This is a genomic window from Caenispirillum bisanense, assembly GCF_039523075.1.
In the GTDB taxonomy this organism is placed as follows: domain Bacteria; phylum Pseudomonadota; class Alphaproteobacteria; order Rhodospirillales; family Rhodospirillaceae; genus Caenispirillum; species Caenispirillum bisanense.
In genome coordinates this window covers 42321-66792 of record NZ_BAAAEP010000009.1, presented here as the reverse complement: position 1 = coordinate 66792, position 24472 = coordinate 42321, and the positions used below count along the sequence as shown (strand labels likewise).

Below are 24472 nucleotides of genomic sequence, written 5' to 3'. Positions count from 1 at the left end.
AATGACCCCCATGACCACCAAGACCAACCAAGGCAACTACTTCGAGGATTTCCGCATCGGCCAGGAGCTGGTGCATGCCACGCCGCGCACCGTCACCGAGGGCGACATCGCGCTCTATACGGCGCTCTACGGCCCGCGCTTCCTGCTGCAGTCGTCGGCGGTGGCGGCCATGGACGTGGGGTTCGAGGATGCGCCGGTGGATGACCTGCTGGTGTTCCACATCGCCTTCGGCAAGACCGTGCCCGACGTGTCGCTGAACGCCGTCGCCAACCTGGGCTATGCCGACGGCCGCTTCGGCGTGCCGGTCTATGCCGGCGACACCATCCGCACCACCTCCACCGTCATCGGCCTGAAGGAAAACTCCAACGGCAAGACCGGCGTGGTCTACGTGCGGTCGCGCGCGGTCAACCAGCGCGACGAGATGGTGGTCGACTACGTGCGCTGGGTGATGGTCAACAAGAAGGACCAGAGCAAGCCGGCGCCGGAACCCGTCGTGCCCGACCTGCCGGCGGTGGTGGCGCCCGAGTCGCTGCGCCTGCCGGTCGGTCTGAACCTCGAGTCGTATGATTTCGCCGGCGCCGGCTCGGCCTTCTGCTGGGAAGATTACGCCGTGGGCGAGAAGATCGACCACGTCGACGGCATGACCATCGAGGAGGCGGAGCACATGATGGCCACCCGCCTTTACCAGAACACCGCCAAGGTTCACTTCAACCAGTTCGAGCAGGCGAAGGGCCGCTTCGGCCGCCGCCTCATCTATGGCGGCCACATCATCAGCCTGGCCCGCGCGCTGTCGTTCAACGGGCTGGAGAACGCCTTCAAGGTGGTCGCCATCAACGCCGGCAGCCACTGCAACCCGACCTTCGCCGGCGATACCATCCACGCCTGGACCGAGGTCACCGGCAAGTTCGACATCCACGAACGCCATGATCTGGGCGCCCTTCGCCTGCGTACCGTGGCGACGAAGGACCGGCCGTGCGCCGATTTCCCCTACAAGGACGCCGACGGCAAGTACGACCCCCAGGTGGTGCTGGACTTCGACTATACGGTGCTGATGCCCCGCCGCATCGGCTGATCCCACCCGCCGGGGTGGGGTGGCTTGCGCGGCAGCCCCACCCCGGCGGCGTTGACACCGGGGGGGCGAGGGGCTAAACCTTTCGCCGCATTGCCGCAAGAGTCCAGGCGTCTCCCGGAACGCCCATTCGAGGGGGCGGGGCGGCTGCGCCGGTCCCGGCCGGTGCCGGCGGTCCCGATGGAATCGGGGCGGACCGCCCTCCCCGAGGGGAGGGGGCTTCGTCCCGGGTGCTCCGGATGGCCGCATCCGGCGCCGTGACTAACGTGGAGTGGGCGCGCAAGCGCCGCAGACCAAGGTGCGTCCCGGTCATGGGCAAGGGCCTGGGGCGCCGACCTTCGAAGAGGCTGACGCCATGAAATCTGATACCCGGCCTTTGTCGCCGCATCTTCAGGTCTACAAGCTGCCGGTCGAGGGCAAGCTGTCGATCACCCACCGTATCACCGGCGTGGGCCTCTCGGTCGGCATGCTGCTGCTGATCTACTGGGTCGGTTCCGCCGCCTACGGGCGCGAAAGCTACGACGCCGCCATGGGCTTCATCACCTCGTGGTTCGGCTACCTGCTGCTGTTCGGTTTCTCGGTGGCCTTCTTCTTCCACCTGGTCAGCGGCATCCGTCACCTCACCTGGGACATCGGCGTCGGCCTGACCAAGGAAGAGGCGCGTCGCTCGTCCTATGCCGTTCTCGCGGCCACCGGCGTGCTGACCGTGCTCGCCTGGATCATCGGTCTGGCCTGAGGGGGAAAGATCACATGAGCCTGCGTTCTCCGCTCGGCCGCGTGCGCGGCCTGGGTTCCGCCAAGGATGGTGTCGGCCACTGGCTGGCCCAGCGCATGACGGCCATCGGCCTCGTGCTGCTCGGCTTCTGGTTCGTTGCCGCCATCGTCTCCAACGTCGGCGCCGACCATGCCACCTTCACGGCGTGGCTCGGCCAGCCCGGCAACGCCACCCTGATGATCCTGACCATCGTCGCGGCCTTCTGGCATGCGGCGCTCGGCCTGCAGGTGGTGATCGAGGACTACGTCCACGGTCACTGCCGCGCCGCCGCGCTCATCGCCGTCAAGCTGGCCTGCTTCGCGCTCGGCGCGTTCGGCGTGCTGTCGGTCCTGAAAGTTGCCGTTGGAGGCTGAGGTAAATGGCTGCTTACGATCTCATCGACCATGAATACGACGTGGTGGTGGTCGGCGCCGGCGGCGCCGGTCTGCGCGCCACCTTCGGCATGGTCGCCGCCGGCCTGAAGACGGCCTGCGTCACCAAGGTGTTCCCCACCCGCTCCCACACCGTCGCCGCCCAGGGCGGCATCGGCGCCAGCCTCGGCAACATGGCCGAGGACAGCTGGCAGTGGCACATGTACGACACCGTCAAGGGCTCCGACTGGCTCGGCGACCAGGACGCCATCGAATACATGTGCCGTGAAGCCGTGCCGGCGGTCTACGAGCTGGAGCACTTCGGCGTGCCCTTCAGCCGCACCCAGGACGGCAAGATCTACCAGCGTCCGTTCGGCGGCCACATGCGCAACTTCGGCGAAGCGCCGGTGCAGCGCGCCTGCGCCGCCGCCGACCGCACCGGCCACGCCATCCTGCACACGCTCTACCAGCAGTCGCTGAAGCACAACGCCGAGTTCTTCGTCGAGTTCTTCGCCCTCGACCTGCTGATGGACCCGGTGGACGGCACCTGCCGCGGCGTCATCGCGCTCGACATGGCGACCGGCGAGCTGCACCGCTTCCGCGCCCACCAGACGGTGCTGGCGACCGGCGGTTACGGCCGTGCCTACTTCTCCTGCACCTCGGCCCACACCTGCACGGGCGACGGTAACGGCATGGCCGCCCGCGCCGGCCTGCCGCTGCAGGACCACGAGTTCGTGCAGTTCCACCCGACCGGCATCTACGGCTCGGGCTGCCTGATCACCGAAGGCGCCCGCGGCGAAGGCGGCTACCTCACCAACTCCGCCGGCGAACGCTTCATGGAGCGCTACGCCCCGACCGCCAAGGACCTGGCCTCGCGTGACGTCGTCTCGCGTGCCATGACCATGGAAATCCGCGAAGGCCGCGGCGTCGGCAAGGAAAGCGACCACATCCACCTGCACCTGGAGCACCTGGGCGCCGACGTGCTGCACGCCCGTCTGCCCGGCATCACCGAAACGGCGAAGATCTTCGCCGGCGTCGATGCCACCAAGGAGCCGATCCCGGTGCTGCCGACCGTCCACTACAACATGGGCGGCATTCCGACCAACTACATGGGCGAAGTGCTGCGCCCGACCAAGGACAATCCGGACGCCGTCTGCGGCGGCCTGATGGCCGTCGGCGAAGCGGCCTGCGTGTCGGTCCACGGCGCCAACCGCCTGGGCACCAACTCGCTGCTCGACCTCGTGGTGTTCGGCCGCGCCGCCGCCCACCGCGCCGCCGAGCTGGTGAAGCCCGGCACCAAGCACAAGCCGGTGGCCAAGAGCTGCGACGACCTGGCGCTGTCGCGCCTGGACCGCGTGCGCAACGCCAACGGCTCGCAGACCACCCAGGAAATCCGCTCGGCCCTGCAGCGCACCATGCAGAACGACGCGGCCGTCTTCCGCACCAGCCAGTCGCTGAAGGAAGGCTGCGAGAAGGTCAGCCAGATCGCCGGCACCCTGCCGCAGCTGAAGATCACCGACCGCTCGCTGGTCTTCAACACCGACCTGACCGAGGCGCTGGAACTCGAGAACTTGATGACCTGCGCCCTTGCCACCATCTACGGTGCCGAAGCGCGCCAGGAGAGCCGTGGCGCCCACGCGCACGAGGACTACCCCGAGCGCGACGACGAGACCTGGATGAAGCACACCCTCGCCGTCGTCGACCACGACTACAAGGTCACCCTCGACTACCGTCCGGTGCACACCTACACGCTGACGGACGAGATCGAGTACATCGCGCCGAAGAAGCGCGTGTACTGAGCCGGCTCCCGTGAAGCGACGCCTGTTGCGAGGATAGAAAGATGGTTGAATTCAACCTGCCGCCGAACAGCCGGGTCAAGGAAGGCAAGACCTTCAAGGCGCCGGCCGGTGCCAAGCGGGTCAAGACCTTCAAGATCTACCGCTACGATCCGGACCTGGGCGAGAATCCGCGTCTCGACACCTTCGAGATCGATCTGGACGCCTGCGGCCCCATGGTCCTGGACGCCCTGCTGAAGATCAAGAACGAGGTCGACTCGACCCTCACCCTGCGCCGGTCGTGCCGTGAAGGCATCTGCGGCTCGTGCTCCATGAACATCGACGGCACCAACACGCTGGCGTGTCTGAAGCCGATCGACGAGGTGCAGGGCGACGTCAAGATCTACCCGCTGCCGCACATGCCGGTGGTGAAGGATCTGGTGCCCGACCTGACCACCATCTATGCCCAGTACCGCTCCATCGAACCGTGGATGAAGGCGGAAACGGCGGTGGCGGCCAACAAGGAGCGCAAGCAGTCGCCGGAAGAGCGCGCCAAGCTCGACGGTCTGTGGGAATGCATCCTGTGCTTCTGCTGCTCGACCAGCTGCCCCAGCTACTGGTGGAACGGCGACCGTTACCTGGGCCCGGCGATCCTGCTGCAGGCGGCCCGCTGGATCAACGACAGCCGCGACGAAGCGACCGGCGAGCGTCTGGACCAGCTGGAAGATCCGTTCCGCCTGTACCGCTGCCACACCATCATGAACTGCACCAACACCTGCCCGAAGGGCCTGAACCCGGCCAAGGCCATTCAGGACATCAAGCACAAGCTCGCCGAGCGCGTGCTGTAAGCCGACGGGTCGGTCCGCAGGGACTGAACGAGGAAACCGCCGCAGGGGAGGCCCTGCGGCGGTTTTCCTTTTTGCCCCCTTGCACGGCCCGGCCCCGGGAAGAGGGCCGGGCCGGGGCGCGCATCCGTCAGGTCTGCTGCAGGTTGGTCAGGAAGCTGTCGACTTCGCGGCTCAAACCTTCCGCCGTGCTGCGCAGGGTGCGGGCGCTGGCCGACACCGACTGGGCATGGTCGCCGGTCTGGCCGGTGACGGAACTCAGGCTGCCCATGACGCTGGTGACTTCCTGGGTGCGGTCGGCGGCCGCCTGAACGTTGCGCGTGATTTCCGCCGTCGCCGCCGTCTGCTGCTCCACCGCCGCGGCGATCGACCCGGTGATCTCGCTCAGGGTGGCGATGGTGGTGCGGATGTCCTCGATGGCGTCGACGGCACCCTGGGTCGCGCCCTGGATCTCGTCGATCTGGTTCTTGATGTCTTCCGTCGCCCGCGCCGTCTGGTTGGCGAGGCTCTTGACCTCGTTGGCGACCACCGCGAACCCCTTGCCAGCGTCGCCGGCACGGGCGGCTTCGATGGTGGCGTTCAGGGCCAGCAGGTTGGTCTGGTTGGCGATGTCGGTGATCAGGTTGACCACCGCCGAGATGCGGGTGGCCGAGTCGGCGAGGCTGCGGACGGTGCCGCGGGTGGCTTCGGCGCGGTCCACCGCTTCGGTGGCGGTGCGGGAGCTTTCCGACACCTGACGGGCGATTTCCCGGATGCTGGCCTCCAGTTCCTCGGCGGCGGCGGCGACGGTCTGGACGTTGCCCGAGGCATCGGAGGACGCGACGCCCGCCCGCTGGCCCTCGGCGGCGGCCTTGGTGGCGATGGACACCATGGAGTCGGAGGCGGCGGCCATGTCTTCCGACAGCGAGGTCACCTCGCTGGTCACCCGGCGGACGCTGCTTTCGAAGGCGTCGACCATCTGCATGTACTTGGTCACGTCCTCCCAGTTCAGCATGGGGCCGATGTACTCGCCGTTCTTGTCGAAGATGGGCGTCACATGGTTTTCGATGGTGATGTCGCCCATGCGGAAACGCCCGGTGTAGGGCAGGCGCGACGGGTCCGACAGCAGGTTGCGGACAACGGCCGGGTTCTTGTGGAAATCGAGCACGCTACAGCCGAGCACCTCGTCGGGCGTGCGGCCGAGGTGGCGCCCCATCTTGGCCAGCAGGTCCTTGGCCGCCCGGTTGATGTATGTGATGCGCAGGGTGTCCCGCTCGCACATCATCACCTTGGCCGGCTGCACCTCCACCATCTGGCGCAGGCGGAAGGCTTCATCCACCGTCGTCGCCAGATTGCCGAGGGCGGTGGCGATCTGCCCCAGTTCATCCCGCCGCTGGCGTTCGGGGATGTCGACATCGCTTTCGCCGGTCGAGATCTGCTCGACGGCGCTGGTCAGCCGCTTGATCGGACGCACCACCGTGTAGCCGAGCGTCAGCCAGACGGCCGCCCCGATCAGCGCCATGATGATGGCGGAGGTCAGCAGGATAGAGTCCCGCACGCCGGTGGAGGCGGCCGCCATGTGGGCCTGCGGCACGGTAACCATCACCAGCCAGGGGCTGGCGAAGTCGCCGAAGGTGACCGGATGGAAGAACCGGGCCTCGGGCGCGCCGCCGGCGGGGGAGGCACCGTCGGTATTGAACGGTCCGCTTCCGGCGCGGGTGAAGGCATCGGCGGGGAAGTCACGGAAGACCTCGCCCGCCTTTTTGCCGATCCAGGAGGCATCGGGGGCGCCGGAGATCATGCCCTCGTGCGAAATGATCACCACCTGCCCGGCGCCCATTGGGTGGGCAGAGGCCGTTATCGCCGCCAGCCGGTCGAGGGAGAAGTCGGCGCCGATGACGCCGATCCCCTTGCCGTCGGCGATCACCGGCACGCCGACGCTGACCAGCATGACGTTCTTCTTGCCGGCCAGTTCGGGATAGACGATCGGGCTGGTCACGTAGTCGCGCCGGCTGTCCCGCGGCACGGTGTACCAGGCGTTCTGGGCGCTGGGCTGACCGCCATAGGCGGAAAGGCTGTCCAGCATGGGAGGGCCGCTGATGCGGTTCCAGTAGACCAGAAAGCGGCCGGTGTCGTCGCTACCGGGGGTGTTCACATAGGCGCTGTCGCGGCCGTCGAGGGCCTGCGGCTCGAACCCGGCCCAGACGCCCACTAGGTCCGGCGCCTTCAACAGCCAGTGATGGAGGATTTCGATGTAGGCGGCACGATCCGGCTGCCCGGTGGCCTGGAGAGCGGTGAACCCTTCCCGGATTCCGCGCGCCTGTTCCAGGGCACGCGAGAACTCCCCTTTGACCTGCTCGGCATAGAATCCGGCCTCGGCGGCACCCGCGTCCCGGCTGAGATTGCCGGTGGTGGTGGCGGTGCGGTCGGTGACGATGAAGACATTGATGCCGAACAGGATCAGCAGGACGGTCAGAACCGCCAGGGATACCTTGGCCTGCAGCCGCAGGCGGCTGCCCCCGGATGATGCTGTCATGGAATCCCCCCAAGAGCTTTATGATCTACAGGGGGAGTTTACGGCAGCCGCGCGGCCGAGATCATGAAATTCCAGTTGTTACCGATCAGGTCTCGCCGCCGCGGCGCGTCGGGGCTTGTCTTTATTCTCAGGGTTTACCGCGACTTACGGGTTGGAAAGATGGGCCCGTCTTACCTTGTGCTTATGCGGTACGGCATAGACTGCCCGGTGCCGCCGACGAAGACCTGCGGTTTTCATCGTCGGCTTCATTCTCCGGGCGATTGCTTCCGACTCAGGGCCATCTGTCTCGGAGCCCTCGCTCCCCGCAGGGGCGGTCAGGGCTTGGGGGCCGGGGGCGTCTTGTCGTCGTCGTCCTTCTCGTCGCTCGGCTTGCGCGGTTCGGCCGGGGTCCAGGAGGGAGGGTCGGAGGCGGGGAAGCTCTCGTCGATGGTTTCGTCGATGTCGTCTTCCTCGGTTTCCGGGCGTTCGCGGGATTCCTTGCCGGTCATTGCAGGCTCCTTGGTCAGGGGTGGAGCCGCCACCCGCGGCGGCGGTCGTTTTGCCATCAACGCCAGCCGTCGCCCCGACGTTCGAAAAGCCCGCCCTAGCGGCCCTCGCGCCACCACGCCAGGATCACGCCGCCGAGGATGAGCGTCAGCGCCGCCCACAGCGGCAGCAGCGGAATCTGCCGCACCCCCGCCACCACATAGTCGCCGTTGCTGCGCAGGCCCATCCAGCCGCTGCCGGCGGTGGCGGCGTCGGGGGCGGTGCGGCGGATGTCGGGCACGCCACCCTCGGCCAGCCACCACAGGCCGCCGCCGCTGGCCGCCGCCACCGGCGCCAGCACCGCATCGGTCGCCACCACCGCCGAGGTCTCCAGCGGATTGGCGGCCCCCGCGGCGGCGATGGCGGTCATGTCGCCGTCGTCGATGCGCCACACGCCGGGTTCCTCCACCGGCAGGGCGGCCTCGCTGCGGCCGCCGCCGGCCGCCTCCAGCGGCAGGACGGTTTCTTCCCCCGACGGGCTGGTGACGGTGACCTCGCGGCCGCCGGCGTCGTCCAGGCTGCGGCGGGTGATGGTGAGGGTGCCGCCGCTGACCTCCGCCCGCAGCGAGCGTTCCTCCAGGTCCGGTTCCTTCATCAGCCAGTGGGCGAGGCGGCGCACCAGTTCCGCCTGCGGGCCGCCGCCGCGCCAGTTCTTTTCCCACAGCCACAGGGTGTCGGACAGCAGCAGGGCGACGCGGCCCTCCTCCACACGGTCGAGCAGCAGCAGCGGTTCCTCGCCGGCGCCGGTCATGACGGTGGCGGCACTGCCCTTGGCGCGGGCGGAGATCTGGCGGATCCACGGGCCGAACGGCGGCGCTCCCGGCCGCGGCACCAGGGCATCGGTCACCGGGTGGCGCAGGCCGAGGCCGGCGATGCGCGGGCGGTAGGTCTCGTCCACCACCTCGCCCGACGGCGCCGCCGGCAGGATGTCGCCAAGGGGGCTGTCGTAGAGGCTGAACGGTTCCGCGAACTCCGGCCCCACCGCCAGCAGCAGGGCGCCGCCCTGGCGCACGTAGTCGCGCACGTTGGCCATGTAGGGGTCGGGCACCAGGCCGGATCGGGTGTAGCGGTCGAAGACGATGAGGTCGAAGTCGTACAGCCGCTGCTCGAACAGCTCCTGGATGGGGAAGGCGATGAGCGCCAGCTCGCGCAGGGGCGTCAGGTCGTCCTTGCTGGGCGGCCGCAGGATGGTGAAGTGGACGAGGTCGACGTTGGGGTCGGATTTCAGCAGGTTGCGCCAGGCCCGTTCGCCGATGTGCGGCTCGCCGGAGATCAGCAGCACCCGCAGGCGGTCGCGCACGCCGTTGATGGCGATGGCGGCCTGATTGTTGAGCGGCGACAGGTCTTCCGGCCCGGCCGGGGTTTCCAGCGCCACCACCGTCTGGCCGGCATGCTCGATCATCACCGGAATCTGCACCGCCTGCCCCACCGGCACGGCGAAGGCGCGGGCCGGGCGGTCGTCGACGGTGACGGTGAGGGGGGCGGTGGCGCCGGGCGGGGCGTTTTCGTCCACCACCCGCACGGTGACCTCCACCGGCCGGCCGACCAGGCCGAAGTCGGGCGCCGTTTCCACCACCAGGCGGCGATCGGTCTGGCCCGGCTCGCCGGTCAGCAGGGTGTGGACCGGGAAGCCGGGGGCGGTGGCGGGAACGTCGTGAACCTGCCCGTCGGTGACCAGGATGGCGCCGGCCAGCCGGCGGCGCGGCACGTCGGCGGTGGCGCGGGTCAGCGCGTCGAACAGGCGGGTGCCGGAATCGAGGGTGGAGCCGACGCGCTCGATGCGCACCTCCAGGCTGTCGTCGCCGTGCAGGCGCTCGGCCAGCTGCTGCACCGCCGCCTCGGTCTGGGCGGTGCGGTCGCCCACCCGCTGCGACAGGCTTTCGTCCACCACCACCACCGCCACGTCGGTGAGCGGCCGGCGGTCTTCCTGCACCACCTGCGGGTTGGCGACGGCGACCAGCAGCGCCGCCACCGGAATCGCCCGCACCAGGGTGCCGCGCGCCCGCCGCGCCAGCCCCCACAGGAACAGCAGCAGCGCCGCCACGGCCACGGCCGCCAGCCCCTGCCAGGGGATGACCGGCGCGAAGACGATGTCGGTGACGGCCTCGATCATTGCGTCAGGCGCTCCATGATGGCGGGGACGTGGACCTGATCGGCCTTGTAGTTGCCGGTGAGGGCATACATCACGGCATTGACGCCGAAGCGGTAGGCGATCTCGCGCTGGCGGTCGCCGCCCGGCACCACCGGCGCCATGTAGCTGCCGTTGGGCGCCCGCGCCCAGGCGGCGGCCCAGTCGCCGTTGCCGATGATGACGGAGGAGACGCGGTCATTGCCGCTGCCCTCGCGCTCCACCCACACCGTCACGTCGGCATGGCGGCCGGGGGTTTCCTGCAGCAGGTAGAACGAACGGGTGAGCACATGGTCGTCGGGCAGTCGCACCAGGGTCGGCAGCTCGAACTGCGACAGCACCGGCTCCACCGCCGAGGAGGGCAGGTCGCGGGTGTCGAACAGGATCATGCCGCCGTGCTGCAGGTAGTCCTGCACCTTGCCGCGGGCGGCGACGGAGAGGGTGGGGGCGCCTTCGATCACCGGCCAGTAGACCAGCGGGTAGAAGATCAGGTCGTCGACCTCGGGGTCCACCGCCATGGGCTCGCTCAGCTCCGCCGACGATCGATTGCCGAGCACCCGCGTCAGGCCGTAGAGGCCGGCTTCCGACAGGCGGTCGACGGCGGTATCGCCGGTCTGCACCCAGGCGAGGCGGGTTTCGGTCACTGCCTCCACCACCCGCGGGTCGGCGGGCTCCGGCGGCGGTGCCGGGGTTTCCTGCGCCCGTGCGGCGCCGGCCGCCGCGGCGGCGGCCAGCACGGCGGCCAGCAGCAGGGCGGCAGCGCGGCCGGCGGTGGAGCGGCGGCCCGGCAGGCGGGGGCCGAGGCCGCGCAGGGCGTAGCTGGCGATCCAGTCGAGCAGGGCAAGGCACAGCGCCGCCAGCAGCAGCCACGGCCGCAGCTCCACCTCGCGGCCGACGTCGGACAGGGTGCCGCGCTCGATGCCGCTGCCGAGCGCCGGCAGGGGCGCCAGGGCGGGCAGGTGATCGACCAGATTGAGCGACCGCCGCTCCTGCGCCGACCCGTAGTAGCCGGGCGGATGCTGCGGCCCCGGCGCGGTGGCGGTGAGGGCGGCGGCGGTGAGGGCGCGGGCATTGCCCGGCGGCTCGCCCAGGCGGCCGAACCCGTCCAGGGTGGCGAGCGGCGGCAGCGGGCGGCCGGCATCGTCGCCGCCGCCCTCGACGCCGGCCGACAGGGTCAGCATGCGCTCCATCATCTGCGGGAACAGGCCGGACAGCGCCAGGGTGGACCACTCGGCATTGGCGGTGGTGTGGAACAGCACCACCCAGCCCTGGCCGCGCGGCTCGGCGGTGACCAGCGGCGTGCCGTCGGTGAGGCGGGCCCAGGTCTTGTCCGGCAGGGTGGGGGAGGGTTCCGCCAGCACCTGGGCGGAAACCGCCACGTCGGCCGGGATGGGCAGGCCGGCGAAGGGGCTGCGGTCGGGGAAGGGGGCGAGGCGCACCGGCTCCGACCAGCTGAGGGTGCCGCCGAACTGGCCGCCGCCGCCGCGCAGGCGCACCGGCAGCAGCGGATCGTTCTGGGTGTTTTCCTCCAGCCGGTCGCCGGCGAAGCGCACCAGCACGCCGCCGGCGGTCACCCAGTCTTCCAGCCGCGCCGCCGCCGGGCCGGCGAGCGGACCGGAGTTGGCGATGATCAGCATGGACAGCGGCCGGTCGAGCAGCGGATCAAGCCCGCCGCGCCGCACCTCCGCCACCGGCTGCAGCGCCCGTTCCAGGTAATAGACATCGCCCAGCAGCGGCAGATCGGCCCCCAGCGGCGCCCCGGAGGCGAGGCCGATGGGGCGGCGGCGCCAGGTATCGTCCAGCAGCACCATGGCGCCGGCGCTGGCCACGCCCTCCAGGCTCAGGCTGCCGACGGTGTTGAGCAGGTCGGGCGGCACCTCGGCGCGGCCCTGGGCGGTGGCGCTGCCGGCGGCGAAGGACAGCGGCAGGCGGGCGACGGCGCGGCCCTGGGTGTCGAGCACCTGCACCGCCACCGTGCGCTCAGGCGCCGCCGGGGTGGCGGCCCGGCGGACGGTGAGGGTGAGGCCGTCGCCTTCGCGGGCCGGGCGGTCGAGCACCACCGGCGCCTCGTCGCCGGTCAGCACCGCCAGCGTGCCGATGCGCTGCAGCGCCGTCGCCAGCTCGCGGGCGGCGGGGCTGTCGAGGCCGTCGGACAGCCACAGCACCGAGGCACTGCCCGGCAGCTCCACCGCCTCCGCCACCGCGCGGGCGGCGGCGGGGTCGCTCGCCCACGGCTGCGGCGTCATGCTCTGCACCACCGGCAGCACCTCCGCCCCGGCGCCCAGGCGGCCGGCGGCCAGCGGGTCGCCGTCGGCGGGCGGGGCGGTGGTCAGCACCTGCACCGGCCGGCCCTCGCGGTCGGCGCGGGCGATGAGGTCGAGCGCCGCCTGGCGGCGGGCGGTCCAGTCGGCGGGGGGGGCCCCCCCCCCGCCGCCCCCGCCCCGGCGGCGGCCCCGGCGGGCCGTGCCGGCTATGCCGACGACGAGCGCAAGACCCTCGACCGGCTGTTCGAGACCACCCAGTGACCGACCCGCATCCCACCCCTGGATGCCCATCGCCCACGCAGGAGCTTCGGCCTTCGATGCTGACCACCAATCCTTTCGCCTTCGGGCCGGCGGCCCATCTTCGCGACGAGGACGATGACGACAAGCCGAAGGAGGAATGCGGCGTCGTCGGCATCTTCGGCGACCCGGATGCCGCCAGCCATGCGGTGCTCGGCCTGCACGCCCTGCAGCACCGCGGCCAGGAGGCGGCGGGCGTGGTGTCGTGCGACGGCTTCTCCTTCCACAGCCACCGCGGCCTCGGCCACGTGTCGGAGAACTTCAAGTCCGAAGAGGTGATGAACCGGCTGGTCGGCCCCATGGCCATCGGCCACAACCGCTATTCCACCTCCGGCGACAAGGCGCTGCGCAACGTCCAGCCGTTCTATGCCGACCTTGCCTTCGGCGGGCTCGGCCTGTGCCATAACGGCAACCTGACCAACGCCGTCACCCTCCGCCGGCAGCTGGTGCAGAAGGGCTGCATCTTCTCCTCCACCTCCGATACCGAGGTGGTGCTGCAGCTGGTGGCGCGGTCCGACTACATCACCGTCGAGGACCGGCTGGTCGATGCCCTGCGCAAGGTGGAAGGCGCCTATTCGCTCATCGCCCTGACCACCACCGCCATGTACGGCATCCGCGACCCGTATGGCATCCGCCCGCTGGTGCTCGGCAGCCTGGACGGCGCCCACATCCTGGCGTCGGAAACCTGCGCGCTGGACATCATGGGGGCGGAGTACGTGCGCGACGTGCAGCCGGGCGAGCTGGTCATCATCGACCGCGACGGCGTGCGCAGCGTGAAGCCCTTCGTGCCGGTGCAGAGCCGCTTCTGCATCTTCGAATACATCTACTTCGCCCGCCCCGACTCCAACGTCGAGGGCACCAGCGTCTACCATGTGCGCAAGCGCATCGGCGAGGAACTGGCGCGTGAAAGCGGGGTGCCGGCCGACGTCATCGTGCCGGTGCCCGACTCCGGCGTGCCAGCGGCGCTGGGCTTTGCCGCCGAGTCGGGGGTGCCATTCGAATTCGGCATCATCCGCAACCACTACGTCGGCCGCACCTTCATCCAGCCGACCCAGCGCACCCGCGACCTGGGCGTCAAGCGCAAGCACAACGCCAACCGCGCCTTCCTGGAGGGCAAGCGGGTGGTGCTGGTGGACGACAGCATCGTGCGCGGCACGACGTCGAAGAAGATCGTGCAGATGGTGCGCCAGGCCGGCGCGACCGAGGTGCACATGCGCATCTCCTCGCCGCCCACCACCTACCCCTGCTTCTTCGGCATCGACACGCCCGACCGCGACAACCTGCTGGCGGCGCAGCACAATCTGGCCGAGATGGAAAAGCTGCTGGGGGTCGACAGCCTGGCCTTCATCTCGCTGGACGGCCTCTATCGCGCCGTCGGCGAGGCCGGCCGCGACATGGGCAACCCGACCTTCTGCGACGCCTGCTTCACCGGCGACTATTTCCTGCCGTTGACGGACCGCAATGACACCGCCTGCACCTCGCAGCAGCTTAGCCTGCTGCAGGAAAAGCTGGGCTAGGGGCGGCCGCCGCTTCCATCCTGTTTCCGACCTGCCGGTCCGGGCGTCCCGTGGCGCCCGGACCTTCTCCCGCTGAAAGGACTGATCTCCCGCCATGACCGGACGCCTGCAGGACCGTATCGCCCTCGTCACCGGCGCGTCGCGCGGCATCGGCCGCGCCGTCGCCCTGCGCTTCGCCGAGGAAGGGGCGACGGTGATCGCGGTGGCCCGCACCAAGGGCGCGCTGGAGGAACTGGACGACGCGATCAAGGCCCGCACCGGCCGCAACGCCATCCTGGTGGCGGAGAACCTGCGCGACGGCGACAAGATCGACCAGATGGGCGCCGCCCTGTTCCAGCGCTTCGGGCGGCTGGACGTGCTGGTGGGCAATGCCGGCTCGCTCGGCATGCTGGCGCCGCTCGGCCATGTCGGCATCAAGCAGTTCGACGAGGTCATGGCCACCAACGTCACCGCCAACTGGCGGCTGATCCGCAGCCTCGACCCGCTGCTGCGCGCCTCTGACGCCGGCCGCGCCATCTTCGTCACCAGCGGCGTGGCGCAGGCCGACGGGCGTCCCTACTGGGGCCCCTATGCCGCCGCCAAGGCGGCGCTGGAGGTGCTGGTGAAGACCTGGGCGCACGAGGTGGAGAACGTGTCGGCGGTGCGCGCCAACCTGGTCGATCCTGGCCGCGTCCGCACCCGCATGCGGTCGCAGGCCTACCCCGGCGAGAACCCCGAGACGCTGCCGCCGCCGGAGGCCATCACCGGCACCTTCGTCGAGCTGGCCTCCCCCGACTTCACCGCCACCGCCCAGGTGATCCAGGCCGAGGTGGCCGAGGGCTGGCGCTGACGCCAGCCCCCGCGCCGCGGCGGATCAGCGCCAGGAGGCCACCCGGCGGGCAACCGCCGGCACCGGCGTCGCGTCCTCGTCGACGCGGTCGACGACCTCCCCCGCCCAGGTCGGCGCCCCGCCGCCGGCCTGCGGCCACAGGGTGAGGCGCAGGAACACCATGTCGTGCAGGTCGTCCAGGGCCGGCGCCGGGTCGCCGGCGTAGCGGGTGGCGTCGATGTCCAGCACCAGGGCGCCGTCGGCGGCGGTGCGGTACGTTCCAAGGTAGTAGTAACTGTCGTCGCCGCCGGTAAGGTGGCCACGGTCCAGGGTCAGCGTGGCGCCGGTGGCCTGGGCGGCGCCGTCCTTCTCCACCCTGACGATCCAGAAGCCTTCGACGGCGGCATCGACGGCGGGCAGCGGCAGGATGTCCGGACGTTCTGTCTGGCGTGCCGGTTCACTCATGTTCGGGCTCTCCCCCTTTGGTTTCGCATGAAGTCTAGTCCGAATGACACCGCGCCTCCATGGGGGAGGGCGGTGTCAAAGGGGGTAGGAGCCTGCTTCGTGCGTAGGCGGCCAGCTATCTTCGCGCGTCAGAAGAGCGAGAGTTGGCTGATTCGATCGAGACGCAATACGCCAATCAGCAGCCATGAAGCAGGGTATCGGGAATGGGTGCCCAGTGCGAACGCCATGCCCTTCTCCGGGTACTCATTTCCAAAGATGTTCTGAATTCGACGGACAGCCTCTTCTTCTCCGTGTTTTCTCTCAAACCGCCAGTACATGGCGGCCGTCTCCCAGTCCGCGCAACTGTGTTGGTGTACCCCATCAGCGGAGCGGTAGCGAAAACTGAAGTCGTAAGGGCAAGGAGAAAGCGCCTTCAGCTCTTCGTCGAATAATGAATGCTGGGCTGCGGCGTGAGAAAGCTTCGGCGTTCCGCCTCGATTTGTTCTGGTGGCTTCCGTCGGCACCGAAGCTCCACATTTTCTGGTCGCACCAGTGTTAAGCTCTTCCCTTTGGCGGCTGCCTCTTTCGGGCCGCCCACGAGGATGGGAGCAAGGAAGCGTGCGCGCTCCCGCTCGGGCATGGTTTCTGAAACCTTGATGCTGTCTTCATCCACGCGGCGGCTTTCAGGACGATGGTCATCGCTGGGCCTGCGCCAGTCGTACTCGATCCACTGCCAGCGCGAAAATTTGCTGTCTTTCAGGTGGCGGAAACGTATGGGGAATTGACGGCGCCATTGGCGGTCTTCAGTGACCCCCGCGCAGCACACCGTCTCTCCGATACGGCTGTCGTGAGGCAATGCCTTCACGAGCACCAGCACTTTCTCGCGTCCTGACCGCGTCTGTTCGTCCAAGTCTATTCTTCACCCCCAGGTGCCTTACCCGAAGTGGTAAGATATCTGAAAGTGCAGCCGCAACCAAAGATCGGTGGCAATGGAGTGGCTCTCGCTCGTAGCAGAGCAGGCAGACGGCGTGGGAAGGAAGCATTTCGGCGACCGCGACCAATCCCGCTTGGGCGGCATCGCATTCAAGGTGGGCCGAGTAGATGCGCCTGAACTCGTCTTGATGCCCCGCGCGAGCAGCCTCGCGCCCGGCCTTGGGGTCGCCCAATTCGGGAAGGTGGAGATAACGAAGCCCAGCCTCCAAGAGTGCTGACGAAAGGGCTTTCTTGGAGAAACCTTTCCGACGGGAAATTGCCAGTTCACGGATGTCGACGACCACCTCTACAGCGGACGTCTGTAGTGTGGCAATGAAGTCGGAAAGGCTGGCGCCTTCGTAACCGATGGTCATGATCGTGGGCACCGGCGGTCTCCTCAGTTTACCTCGGGAGGAAAGCAGACCCGCCGAGCCCGGTCAAAGAAAAGGTGGCCTCTCAGAACGTCGCCTTGGCTTTCAGCAGGAACGACCGTCCCGGCTCGCGCAGCGGGTCGACGTTGGTGAAGTCCTGGCCGTAGGTGGCGCGGTCGGCGTAGTCCTCGTCGAAGATGTTGTTGGCTTCGGCGCGCAGGGTCAGGTAGGGGGCGAAGTCCGGCACGTAGTCGGCGTGCAGGTTCACCACCTCGTAGGCCGGCAGGGCGCGGCCGCCGGCGCCGACGGTGTCGGTGTTCTTCAGCGCCGCCTCGATGCTGCCGCCCACCGTCACCCCGATGGCCTCGAAGCTATGCGCCGCCTCCAGCGCGATGATGCGGCCGAGCGGCGCCCCCAGGTACTGGGTGACGTCGGAATCCGCGGCATTGCCGTTCACCTTGATGGTGCTGTCGGTGTAGCTGGCGCGCACGAAACCCGGCCCCCAGGTGTAGCCGAGGCCGAGGGAGTAGCCGTAGGTCTCGAAGTCGGTGGTCAGCGAGGGGCCGCCGCGGAAGCTTTCGTCGCGGGCGTTGCTGAAGTCGCTGCGGAACAGGCGGGCGGAGGCGGTGATGCCGTTGTAGGCGGCTTCGACCCCGGTGGTGTAGTTCTGCGCCCGCACGCCCTTCATGTCGGGGTCGTACCGCCAGCGCGGGTTGAGGATGTAGTTCTCCGCCAGGGCGATGCCGCCCCAGACGTTGGAATAGCCGGCGTTGAGGCGGATGTGCTCGGTCACCTGCAGGGCGGCGGAGACGTTGCCGCTGAGGCCGGTGTTGCTGATGTCGGTGCCGTCCACGCCCTCGAACCACTGGCGGTCGCCGCGCAGGCCGAAGGAAAGGGTGAGCGGGTCCAGCGGCTGCAGCCGCGCCTGGGCGTAGGCGCCGACGTTGCGGGCGTTTTCGTCCAGGTCGTCGGTGGCGTCGAAATAGCGGGCGCGGTCGTTGTAGAAGTCGATGCCGGCGGTGATGCTGTCATCGGCGCTCAGGTTGAAGCTGTTCTCGATGCGGCCGGCCAGGGTGCCGGTGCGGCCGGTGCTGTCGAAGGGCTCCGGCACCTCCACGTCGGTGACGCTGTAGGACAGCACCACCCGCGGATCCCACAGGCCGGTGGCGTCGGGCGTGCTGTAGGTGAGGGCGACGGTGCGGCGGTCCATGTCGTACTTGCGCACCGCCGGTTCCGGCCGGTTGGTGATGGCCCCCAGGTTGGCGCGGTAGGGGCGGTTGGCGGCGTCGTTCACCCGCTCCGCCGAGACTTCCAGGCGGTGGCCGCCGTCGCTGTGGTAGGCGACCTTGGCAAGGCCGGAGATCATGTCGGCGCCGCTGCCGGCCACCTCGCGGCCGTGGCCGCCCTTGTAGTCGTCGCCGACGGCGCGGTTGACGTAGCCCAGCACCTCGAACCCGGCGGCGCGGCCATAGGCGGCGGTGCCGGCGGTTACGGTGTCGCCGTTGGTTGCGTAGCTGCCGGTGACGAAGCCGCCGAGGGAGCGGCCGGGCGCCAGCAGGTCGCCGACATCGACGGTTTCATAGCTGATGGCACCGCCGAGCGCACCGGGGCCGGCATCGGCCGGGGCGACGCCGGGGTCAATGCGCACCGCCTTCAGCAGGCTGGGGTCGATGAGGTTGGTGCCGCTGTGGTGGAACACCTTGTTGTTCTGGCGGGCGCCGTCGATCTGCACGGCGAGGTTGGTCTCCTCGATGCCGTTGACATAGACCTTCTGGCTGAGCGGCAGCGCGCCGCCGACGGACACGCCGGACTCGCCGGCGAAGACGTCCTTCATGGTGGCCGGATTGCGCCGCTCCAGGTCCTCGCGCGTCACGGCGATGCTGGCGGCGCCGTCGGCCGGCCCGCCCCAGCCGGCGGTGGCGAGGGCGCCCTCCACCCGCACCGGCTCCAGCACCAGCGCCTCGCCGCCCGGCGCGACGCCGGTGGCTTCCATGGTCACCGCATTGGGGGCGGTGAAGCGGTAGGTCAGGCCGGTGCCGGCCAGCAGGCGCTGCAGCGCCGCCTCGGCGCTCATGCGGCCGCTGACGCCGGCGGTACGCAGGTCGCGCACCAGATCACCGCGCACCGACGTCTGCACCCCCGCCTGCTGCCCGAACAGCGGCAGCGCATCGGCCAGCGGCTGCGGCGGGATGGCGAAGGTGTGCTGCGCTTCCGCCTGCGCCGTCTGCGCCGCCGTCGCGCCATCCTCCGCCGCCGCCGCCACCGCCGCCGCCGGCAGCAGCGCCGCCGCCGGCGCCGTCAGCGCCGTGGTCACCAGCAGCACCCGCAGCGAGGCGCCCGGCGCCGTCGCGGCCATCCCCATGCCCCAAACCCTCATTCGTCACCCTCCAGGCTCGTCTGTCATGGCTGCCGGTGGCATCTGCAAATGCGACGCATTTACCGGCTGTCCCACAAGAGACGACGGCGGGGAGGGCGGATTCAAATTTTCTTCGAAACGCCGTGCGGCGGGCCTGTCACGCCGCCGGCTTCACCAGCCGCAGCCACGGCGTGACCCGCTGCACCACCGCGCCGTGGGAAGCGGCAACCGCCTCCAGCGCCGCCTCCGGCTGGCTGAGGTCGAAGAAGCCGGTGACGGTGCGGCGGCCGAGGTCGCCATCGGTCACCACCACCCAGCCCGGCATGTAGGTATCGAGTTCAGCCACCACCTCGCTCACCGGCCGGTCGCGGACCACCAGCTGACCGCGCCGCCAGGCGGCCACCAGGGCCGGCGGGCCGGAGCTGCGGCTGAGGCCGCCGGACCCGTCGGCGGTGGCCGCCTCGCCGGCCGTCAACTCCACCGTTGCGCCGGGCGGTGCGACCCGGACGCGGCCATGCTCCACCGTCACCCGCACGCCGTCGCCCTGGCGGCTGACCTCAAAGGCGGTGCCGAGCACGGTGGTGGTGACCTCGCCGGCGCGCACCTGGAAGGGGCGACCGGCCTGGGGCGCGACCTCGAAGAAGGCGGTGCCGCGCAGCAGCGTCACCTGCCGCGTCGGGGCATCGGCCTGGGCGAGGCTGACGGCGCTGTCGGGTGCCAGATCCAGGCGGCTGCCGTCGGGCAGGTCCAGCCGCCGAGTCTCGCCGGAAGCCGTCACCGCGTCGGCCTGCAGGTGCAGCAGGGCATCGGGGGTGAGCACCGCCAGCGTCAGGCAGGCCGCCATGGCCAGCGCCGCCGCCAGCGGCCAGCGGCGGGGCGGCCCGTGCTGTGGTTGAGGAGACGGCGCCGCCGCCAGCGACGACTCGCCCAGCAACCGCCACACCCGCTGCATGTCCTGCCACTCCTGCCGGTGGGCCGGGTCGGCCGCCAGCCAGCGCACATGGGCGGCCAGCAGCGCCGCATCGTCCGGCGCCTCCCGCAGCGCCACCTGCCAGGCGGCGGCGGTGTCCGGCATCGGGGCCGGGCCGGGGCAAGTGGGGTGCTGGCTCATGGGGGTCCTTCCCGACGCGGCCTCTCCCTCGGAAGACGCTGGCGGGGGCAGGATTTTCAACCGGGGCCGGCGGCGGGTCATGGGGCGGCCTCCGTCATGACCGGCCCAGACGGCGGCGGCAGTGCTCCAGCCCGTCGGTGACCAGGGCATGGGCGGTGCCGACCGAAACGCCAAGGTGCGCGGCGATGTCGGCCAGCCGGTGGTCGCCGAAGCGGTGCATGGTGAGGGCGACGCGGGTGCGCTCCGGCAGTTCGGCCAGCGCCGCCTCCAGCAGGCGCAGGTCGTCGCGGGCGATGGCGGCTGCCTCCGGGTTCGGCTGATCGGCCGGCGCCGCCGCATCCAGCCCGTCGCCCTGGTCGATCCAGGCCCGCTCCCGCCCCAACCGCCGGCAGGCATCAATGGCAAGATTGCGCACCACCAGCTGAAGATACGCCGCCGGATCCTTCACCGCCCCGCTGCCGGCGGCGGCAGGGTCGCCGCGGCGGTCCAGGCGGAGGAAGGCATCCTGCACGATGTCTTCGGCCAGGCCGTGATCCTTGACGATGCCATCCGCCTGCCGCACCAGCCGCCGCCGCTGCGTCTCGAAAACCCGAAGCCAGGGAGCACTGCGCCAGGACGAAGCCATAGACCAGACTGGCCGACCCGCCGGCCCCACGTGTTGCGAATGACTATTCTTTGCAATAGCGCGGCGGCGGGTGGGATGTCAAACCACGAAAAAAAGGGGCCGGTCGTCGGACCGGCCCCTTCGGTACCGTCAGGTCAGGGAGAGGCCGGACGGCTCACTCCCACTCGATGGTTCCCGGCGGCTTCGAGGTCACGTCGTAGACCACCCGGTTGACGCCGCGCACCTCGTTGATGATGCGGTTGGCGGTGCGGCCGAGGAAGCCGTGGTCGAAGGGGTAGTAGTCCGCCGTCATGCCGTCGGTGGAGGTCACCGCGCGCAGGGCCAGCGCATAGTCATAGGTGCGGTCGTCGCCCATGACGCCCACCGTCTTCACCGGCAGCAGCACAGCAAAGGCCTGCCAGATGGCATCGTAGAGGCCGGCGTTGCGGATCTCTTCCAGGTAAATGGTGTCGGCCTTGCGCAGGATGTCCAGCTTCTCCCGCGTGATCTCCTGGCCCGGGATGCGGATGGCGAGGCCGGGGCCGGGGAAGGGGTGGCGGCCGACCATTTCGTCGGGCAGGCCCAGTTCCCGCCCCAGGGCGCGGACCTCGTCCTTGAACAGCTCGCGCAGCGGCTCGACCAGCTTCATGTTCATGCGCTCGGGCAGGCCGCCGACGTTGTGGTGGCTCTTGATGGTGACCGAGGGGCCGCCGGCGAAGCTGACGCTCTCGATCACGTCGGGGTAGAGCGTGCCCTGGGCCAGGAAGTCGGCGCCGCCGACCTTCTTGGCTTCAGCCTCGAACACGTCGATGAAGGTGGCGCCGATGATCTTGCGCTTTTCCTCGGGGTCGGTCTTGCCGGCCAGCTTGCCGAGGAACAGGTCGGAGGCGTCGGAGTGCACCAGATTGATGTTGAAGCGGTCGCGGAAGACCTTCACCACCTGCTCCGCCTCGCCGGCGCGCAGCAGGCCGTGGTCGACGAACACGCAGACCAGCTGGTCGCCGATGGCCTCGTGGATGAGCGCCGCCGCGACCGAGCTGTCGACGCCGCCCGACAGGCCGCAGATCACCCGGCCGCTGCCCACCTGCTTGCGGATCGCCGCGATGGCCTGGTCGCGGAAGGCGGCCATGGTCCAGTCGCCGGAGCAGCCGCACACCTGATGGGTGAAGGCCTGGATCAGCTGGTGGCCGTGCGGGGTGTGCACCACCTCGGGATGGAACTGCACGCCGTAGAAGCGGCGCGACTCGTCGGCGATGAAGGCGAAGGGGGCGTTTTCCGAGGTGGCGTAGACCTCGAAGCCCTCCGGCAGGGCGGCGACGCGGTCGCCGTGGCTCATCCACACCTGTTCACGGGCGCCCGGCTGCCACACGCCTTCGAACAGGCTGCAATCCTTCTTCACGTCGAGGAAGGCGCGGCCAAATTCCTTCATGTCGCTGGTTTCGACGCGGCCGCCCAGCTGCGCCACCATGGTCTGCTGGCCGTAGCAGATGCCGAGCAGCGGCAGCCCCATTTCGAACAGGCCCTGCGGCGCCCGCGGGCTGACGTCCAGCGTCACCGAGGCCGGACCGCCCGACAGGATGACGCCCTTGGGGTCGAACTCGCGGATGCTCTCCACCGTCACCTTGTTGAAGGGGTGGATCTCGCAATAGACGCCGGTCTCGCGCACCCGGCGGGCGATGAGCTGGGTGACCTGGGAGCCGAAATCGATGATGAGGATGCGATCGGTCATGGGCGTCCGTGTCCGACTAAAGGCAGTCCGGGGGCTGCGGGGGTGAGTTTGGGGCGGACCATACTCCAGTCGCGCCCCGCCGCCCACCCCCATTTTCCGCAGGGCGGTGCCTGCCGCAGCGGTGGCGAAACGGTGGTGCGGTGCCGTCGGCGGTGCCTTGTTCTTTCTACCATTTGGCGTATCGTTTCGGTGGGGATCGTCCAGGGGTGGACGACATAGCAAAGGGGGGCAAGCCATGGCCAAGATTGATTATCCCGTCACGTTGACCCAGAAGGACTGGGACAAGAAGAAGCCGCTGGTCGCCAAGACCAAGTCGACCGGCATCGGCGACATGCTGAAGCAGCTTCAGAAACTGCATGATGCCGTGACGTGGAGCGAATTCGAGTTCAAGAAGCACTCCTCGCTCGGCGCCATCGACGCGGCTTACGAGGTCGCGAAGAAGTCCTATCCGTCGAAGGTAAAGAACATCGCCCGCGCCTCAAAGGATGCGGGGTCGCTGGCCAACACCTGGGCCGGCAAGTTCAGCAAGGAGAAGCTGATCCCCAAATCGGCCGCTCAGGCCTGCAAGGCCATCGCCGATGCCGCCGACAGCTACGGCAAGCAGGTGCTCGCCTTCGAGCAGGCGTTCGAGGACGAATACCGCACCGAGCGCAAGAAGATCGAGGCTTCGGTGCGCGGCGCCCTCAAGCCGATCCTGACCAAGGGCGTGCAGAAGGTGGACCTGTTCCTCAGCGACATCGCGACCTTCAAGGGCAGCCCCACCAAGGCGAACCTGCTGAAGCTGGCCACCGGCGACGGCGGCGCGCGCGGCTATTGCACCCAGTGCAAGAACTGGGACCAGATCCTCAAGGACTTCCCCGACCTGCGCGACCCGGTGTTCAAGGGCAAGGCCATGGACGTCTTCTTCCCGCCGGTGCGTGAATACGGCGCCAACCATTCCCCCGGCAAGTGGGGCGAGATGCTGCAGGAGCAGATGCAGAAGCGCGGTCAGACGGAGGAGGAAGCGGTGCAGATGCACGCCAACTTCCTTGCCAAGCAGGTGCCGGAGATCAAGAAGTTCAAGGGCTACCTGCAGGAGGTTCTGGCCCTCATCGGCTGATCCGGCGGCGGATGCGCCCGGCGGCCTGCGGGTCGGCCGGGCGTGCCGCTCAGGCGGTGACGGACGGCAGGATCACGCCGTCTTGCTCTTCATCCAGGTGGAGACGTCCTTGCAGGCCAGGGCGAAGGCGGTGATGGCCTTCTTCACGTCGTCCGGGCTGGCGGTGTCGGGCAGCTTCTTGAAGTTGGTGTTCCAGTCCTCCAGCGCCTTCGCCTCCTTGTCGGGGTTGGCGACCGGCACGCCGGGGATTTCCTGCCCCTTGGCGCGGAACTTGACGATGTTGGCCAGCTGCTGGGTGATGTCGCGCGCCGCCTTCGGGAACTGGGCGTTGTAATTCGCCGCTGTCGGCTCGTTGATGACCTGGGTGTAGGCCAGCTTGGCCTTCTTCAGCGCCGAGTTGATGTTGACCATCATGTTCTTGATGGTCATTTCGGTCGCCGACAGCTGCTCCACCTGGGCGACCTTGCCGGCGATGAACGAGTCCATGCGGGCGGAAATGGCCTTCAGGTCCGCCTTCAGCAGCTTGAGCGCATTGGCATAGGCCGGGTCGGCGCCCTTGTCGGCCTTCATCGCGTCGTCCAGCGACTTGATGTAGGTAGCGGCGGTGCTGTCGTACTTCTTCTTGGCGGCCTTGTAGGCCTCCATTTCCTTCTCGGTCGGGGCGGCGCCGCCGCGCTTGTCGGCGACGGCGACATCGGCCTTGTCACAGTCCTTCAGGGCCCCCTCGATGCCCGAGGACTTGCGGAACATGCCGAGCACCTTCTCCGCCGGCTTCTTCTTGCCGGTGAGCTTCTCGAACTTCTCCTTGGTCGTCTTCCACTCTTTTCCCCAGTCGTTCGCCATGGCGACCTCCCCCTGTGTGGTGATGAACCTGCCATCGAAGGTAGCTTCATCCGGTCGCAAGTCAACTCCAGGAGA

21 protein-coding genes are annotated in these 24472 nt (G+C 69.2%); 8 read left to right on the top strand and 13 right to left on the bottom strand.

The window, feature by feature from the left end; genetic code table 11:
- Nucleotides 1–10: 10 nt before the first annotated feature.
- The 5 genes from ABD056_RS06420 to ABD056_RS06400 all read left to right on the top strand — a co-directional run bounded on the left by ABD056_RS06420 (nt 11) and on the right by ABD056_RS06400 (nt 4817).
- Nucleotides 11–1072, top strand: coding sequence for a MaoC family dehydratase (locus ABD056_RS06420; protein WP_343865521.1), 1062 nt, complete (start codon nt 11–13; stop codon nt 1070–1072).
- A gap of 352 nt (nt 1073–1424) precedes the next feature.
- Nucleotides 1425–1805: a succinate dehydrogenase, cytochrome b556 subunit gene (sdhC, locus tag ABD056_RS06415; RefSeq protein ID WP_343865519.1), complete on the top strand. Its 381-nt coding sequence runs from the start codon at nt 1425–1427 to the stop codon at nt 1803–1805.
- A gap of 14 nt (nt 1806–1819) precedes the next feature.
- Complete coding sequence (sdhD, locus tag ABD056_RS06410) at nt 1820–2197, top strand: succinate dehydrogenase, hydrophobic membrane anchor protein (protein WP_343865517.1); 378 nt, start codon at nt 1820–1822, stop codon at nt 2195–2197.
- 5 nt (nt 2198–2202) lie between these two features.
- Nucleotides 2203–3993: a succinate dehydrogenase flavoprotein subunit gene (gene sdhA / locus ABD056_RS06405; protein WP_343865515.1), complete on the top strand. Its 1791-nt coding sequence runs from the start codon at nt 2203–2205 to the stop codon at nt 3991–3993.
- A gap of 41 nt (nt 3994–4034) precedes the next feature.
- Nucleotides 4035–4817: a succinate dehydrogenase iron-sulfur subunit gene (locus ABD056_RS06400; RefSeq protein WP_343865513.1), complete on the top strand. Its 783-nt coding sequence runs from the start codon at nt 4035–4037 to the stop codon at nt 4815–4817.
- A 127-nt stretch (nt 4818–4944) separates the two neighbouring features.
- On the opposite strand, the gene ABD056_RS06395 is transcribed toward ABD056_RS06400, so the two are convergent.
- From ABD056_RS06395 to ABD056_RS06380, 4 genes are all read right to left on the bottom strand, one after another.
- A complete protein-coding gene (locus ABD056_RS06395; RefSeq protein ID WP_343865511.1) occupies nt 4945–7329 on the bottom strand; it encodes a methyl-accepting chemotaxis protein in 2385 nt (794 codons plus the stop codon).
- 314 nt (nt 7330–7643) lie between these two features.
- The gene (locus tag ABD056_RS06390) at nt 7644–7817 is read right to left on the bottom strand and encodes a hypothetical protein (protein WP_343865509.1); all 174 of its coding nucleotides are present in this window, start codon (nt 7815–7817) and stop codon (nt 7644–7646) included.
- A 95-nt stretch (nt 7818–7912) separates the two neighbouring features.
- Nucleotides 7913–9967 carry a hypothetical protein gene (locus ABD056_RS06385; protein WP_343865507.1) on the bottom strand — a complete coding sequence of 685 codons (2055 nt, stop codon included), beginning with the start codon at nt 9965–9967 and terminating at the stop codon, nt 7913–7915.
- Nucleotides 9964–12537 (bottom strand): DUF4159 domain-containing protein, encoded by a 2574-nt coding sequence (locus ABD056_RS06380; RefSeq protein WP_343865505.1) that lies wholly within the window; start codon nt 12535–12537, stop codon nt 9964–9966. Before ABD056_RS06380 ends, ABD056_RS06385 begins: the two co-directional genes overlap by 4 nt.
- A gap of 26 nt (nt 12538–12563) precedes the next feature.
- Here ABD056_RS06380 and purF point away from each other — a divergent pair, with 26 nt between their 5' ends.
- On the top strand, nt 12564–14060 hold the full coding sequence (gene purF, locus ABD056_RS06375; protein ID WP_343865503.1) for an amidophosphoribosyltransferase: 1497 nt from the start codon (nt 12564–12566) through the stop codon (nt 14058–14060).
- A 94-nt stretch (nt 14061–14154) separates the two neighbouring features.
- Nucleotides 14155–14889 carry an SDR family NAD(P)-dependent oxidoreductase gene (locus tag ABD056_RS06370; protein ID WP_343865501.1) on the top strand — a complete coding sequence of 245 codons (735 nt, stop codon included), beginning with the start codon at nt 14155–14157 and terminating at the stop codon, nt 14887–14889.
- 24 nt (nt 14890–14913) lie between these two features.
- Here the strand turns inward: ABD056_RS06370 and ABD056_RS06365 are convergent, their stop codons facing one another.
- The 8 genes from ABD056_RS06365 to guaA all read right to left on the bottom strand — a co-directional run bounded on the left by ABD056_RS06365 (nt 14914) and on the right by guaA (nt 22455).
- Nucleotides 14914–15333: a GrlR family regulatory protein gene (locus ABD056_RS06365; protein ID WP_343865499.1), complete on the bottom strand. Its 420-nt coding sequence runs from the start codon at nt 15331–15333 to the stop codon at nt 14914–14916.
- A gap of 128 nt (nt 15334–15461) precedes the next feature.
- Entirely contained in the window at nt 15462–15650 is a 189-nt protein-coding gene (locus tag ABD056_RS06360) for a hypothetical protein (RefSeq protein ID WP_343865497.1), read from the bottom strand.
- Nucleotides 15651–15745: 95 nt separating this feature from the next.
- On the bottom strand, nt 15746–16222 hold the full coding sequence (locus tag ABD056_RS06355; protein WP_343865495.1) for a hypothetical protein: 477 nt from the start codon (nt 16220–16222) through the stop codon (nt 15746–15748).
- Complete coding sequence (locus ABD056_RS22900) at nt 16116–16658, bottom strand: DUF488 domain-containing protein (RefSeq protein ID WP_425545011.1); 543 nt, start codon at nt 16656–16658, stop codon at nt 16116–16118. Before ABD056_RS22900 ends, ABD056_RS06355 begins: the two co-directional genes overlap by 107 nt.
- Before the next feature lie 82 nt (nt 16659–16740).
- Entirely contained in the window at nt 16741–19017 is a 2277-nt protein-coding gene (locus tag ABD056_RS06350; RefSeq protein ID WP_343865493.1) for a TonB-dependent receptor, read from the bottom strand.
- A gap of 151 nt (nt 19018–19168) precedes the next feature.
- Nucleotides 19169–20122 carry a FecR family protein gene (locus tag ABD056_RS06345; RefSeq protein WP_343865492.1) on the bottom strand — a complete coding sequence of 318 codons (954 nt, stop codon included), beginning with the start codon at nt 20120–20122 and terminating at the stop codon, nt 19169–19171.
- A 94-nt stretch (nt 20123–20216) separates the two neighbouring features.
- On the bottom strand, nt 20217–20747 hold the full coding sequence (locus ABD056_RS06340) for a sigma-70 family RNA polymerase sigma factor (protein ID WP_343865490.1): 531 nt from the start codon (nt 20745–20747) through the stop codon (nt 20217–20219).
- 154 nt (nt 20748–20901) lie between these two features.
- Nucleotides 20902–22455, bottom strand: coding sequence for a glutamine-hydrolyzing GMP synthase (gene guaA, locus ABD056_RS06335; RefSeq protein WP_343865488.1), 1554 nt, complete (start codon nt 22453–22455; stop codon nt 20902–20904).
- 235 nt (nt 22456–22690) lie between these two features.
- Here guaA and ABD056_RS06330 point away from each other — a divergent pair, with 235 nt between their 5' ends.
- Complete coding sequence (locus ABD056_RS06330) at nt 22691–23554, top strand: hypothetical protein (protein WP_343865486.1); 864 nt, start codon at nt 22691–22693, stop codon at nt 23552–23554.
- 72 nt (nt 23555–23626) lie between these two features.
- On the opposite strand, the gene ABD056_RS06325 is transcribed toward ABD056_RS06330, so the two are convergent.
- Entirely contained in the window at nt 23627–24397 is a 771-nt protein-coding gene (locus tag ABD056_RS06325; RefSeq protein ID WP_343865484.1) for a hypothetical protein, read from the bottom strand.
- Nucleotides 24398–24472 lie beyond the last annotated feature (75 nt).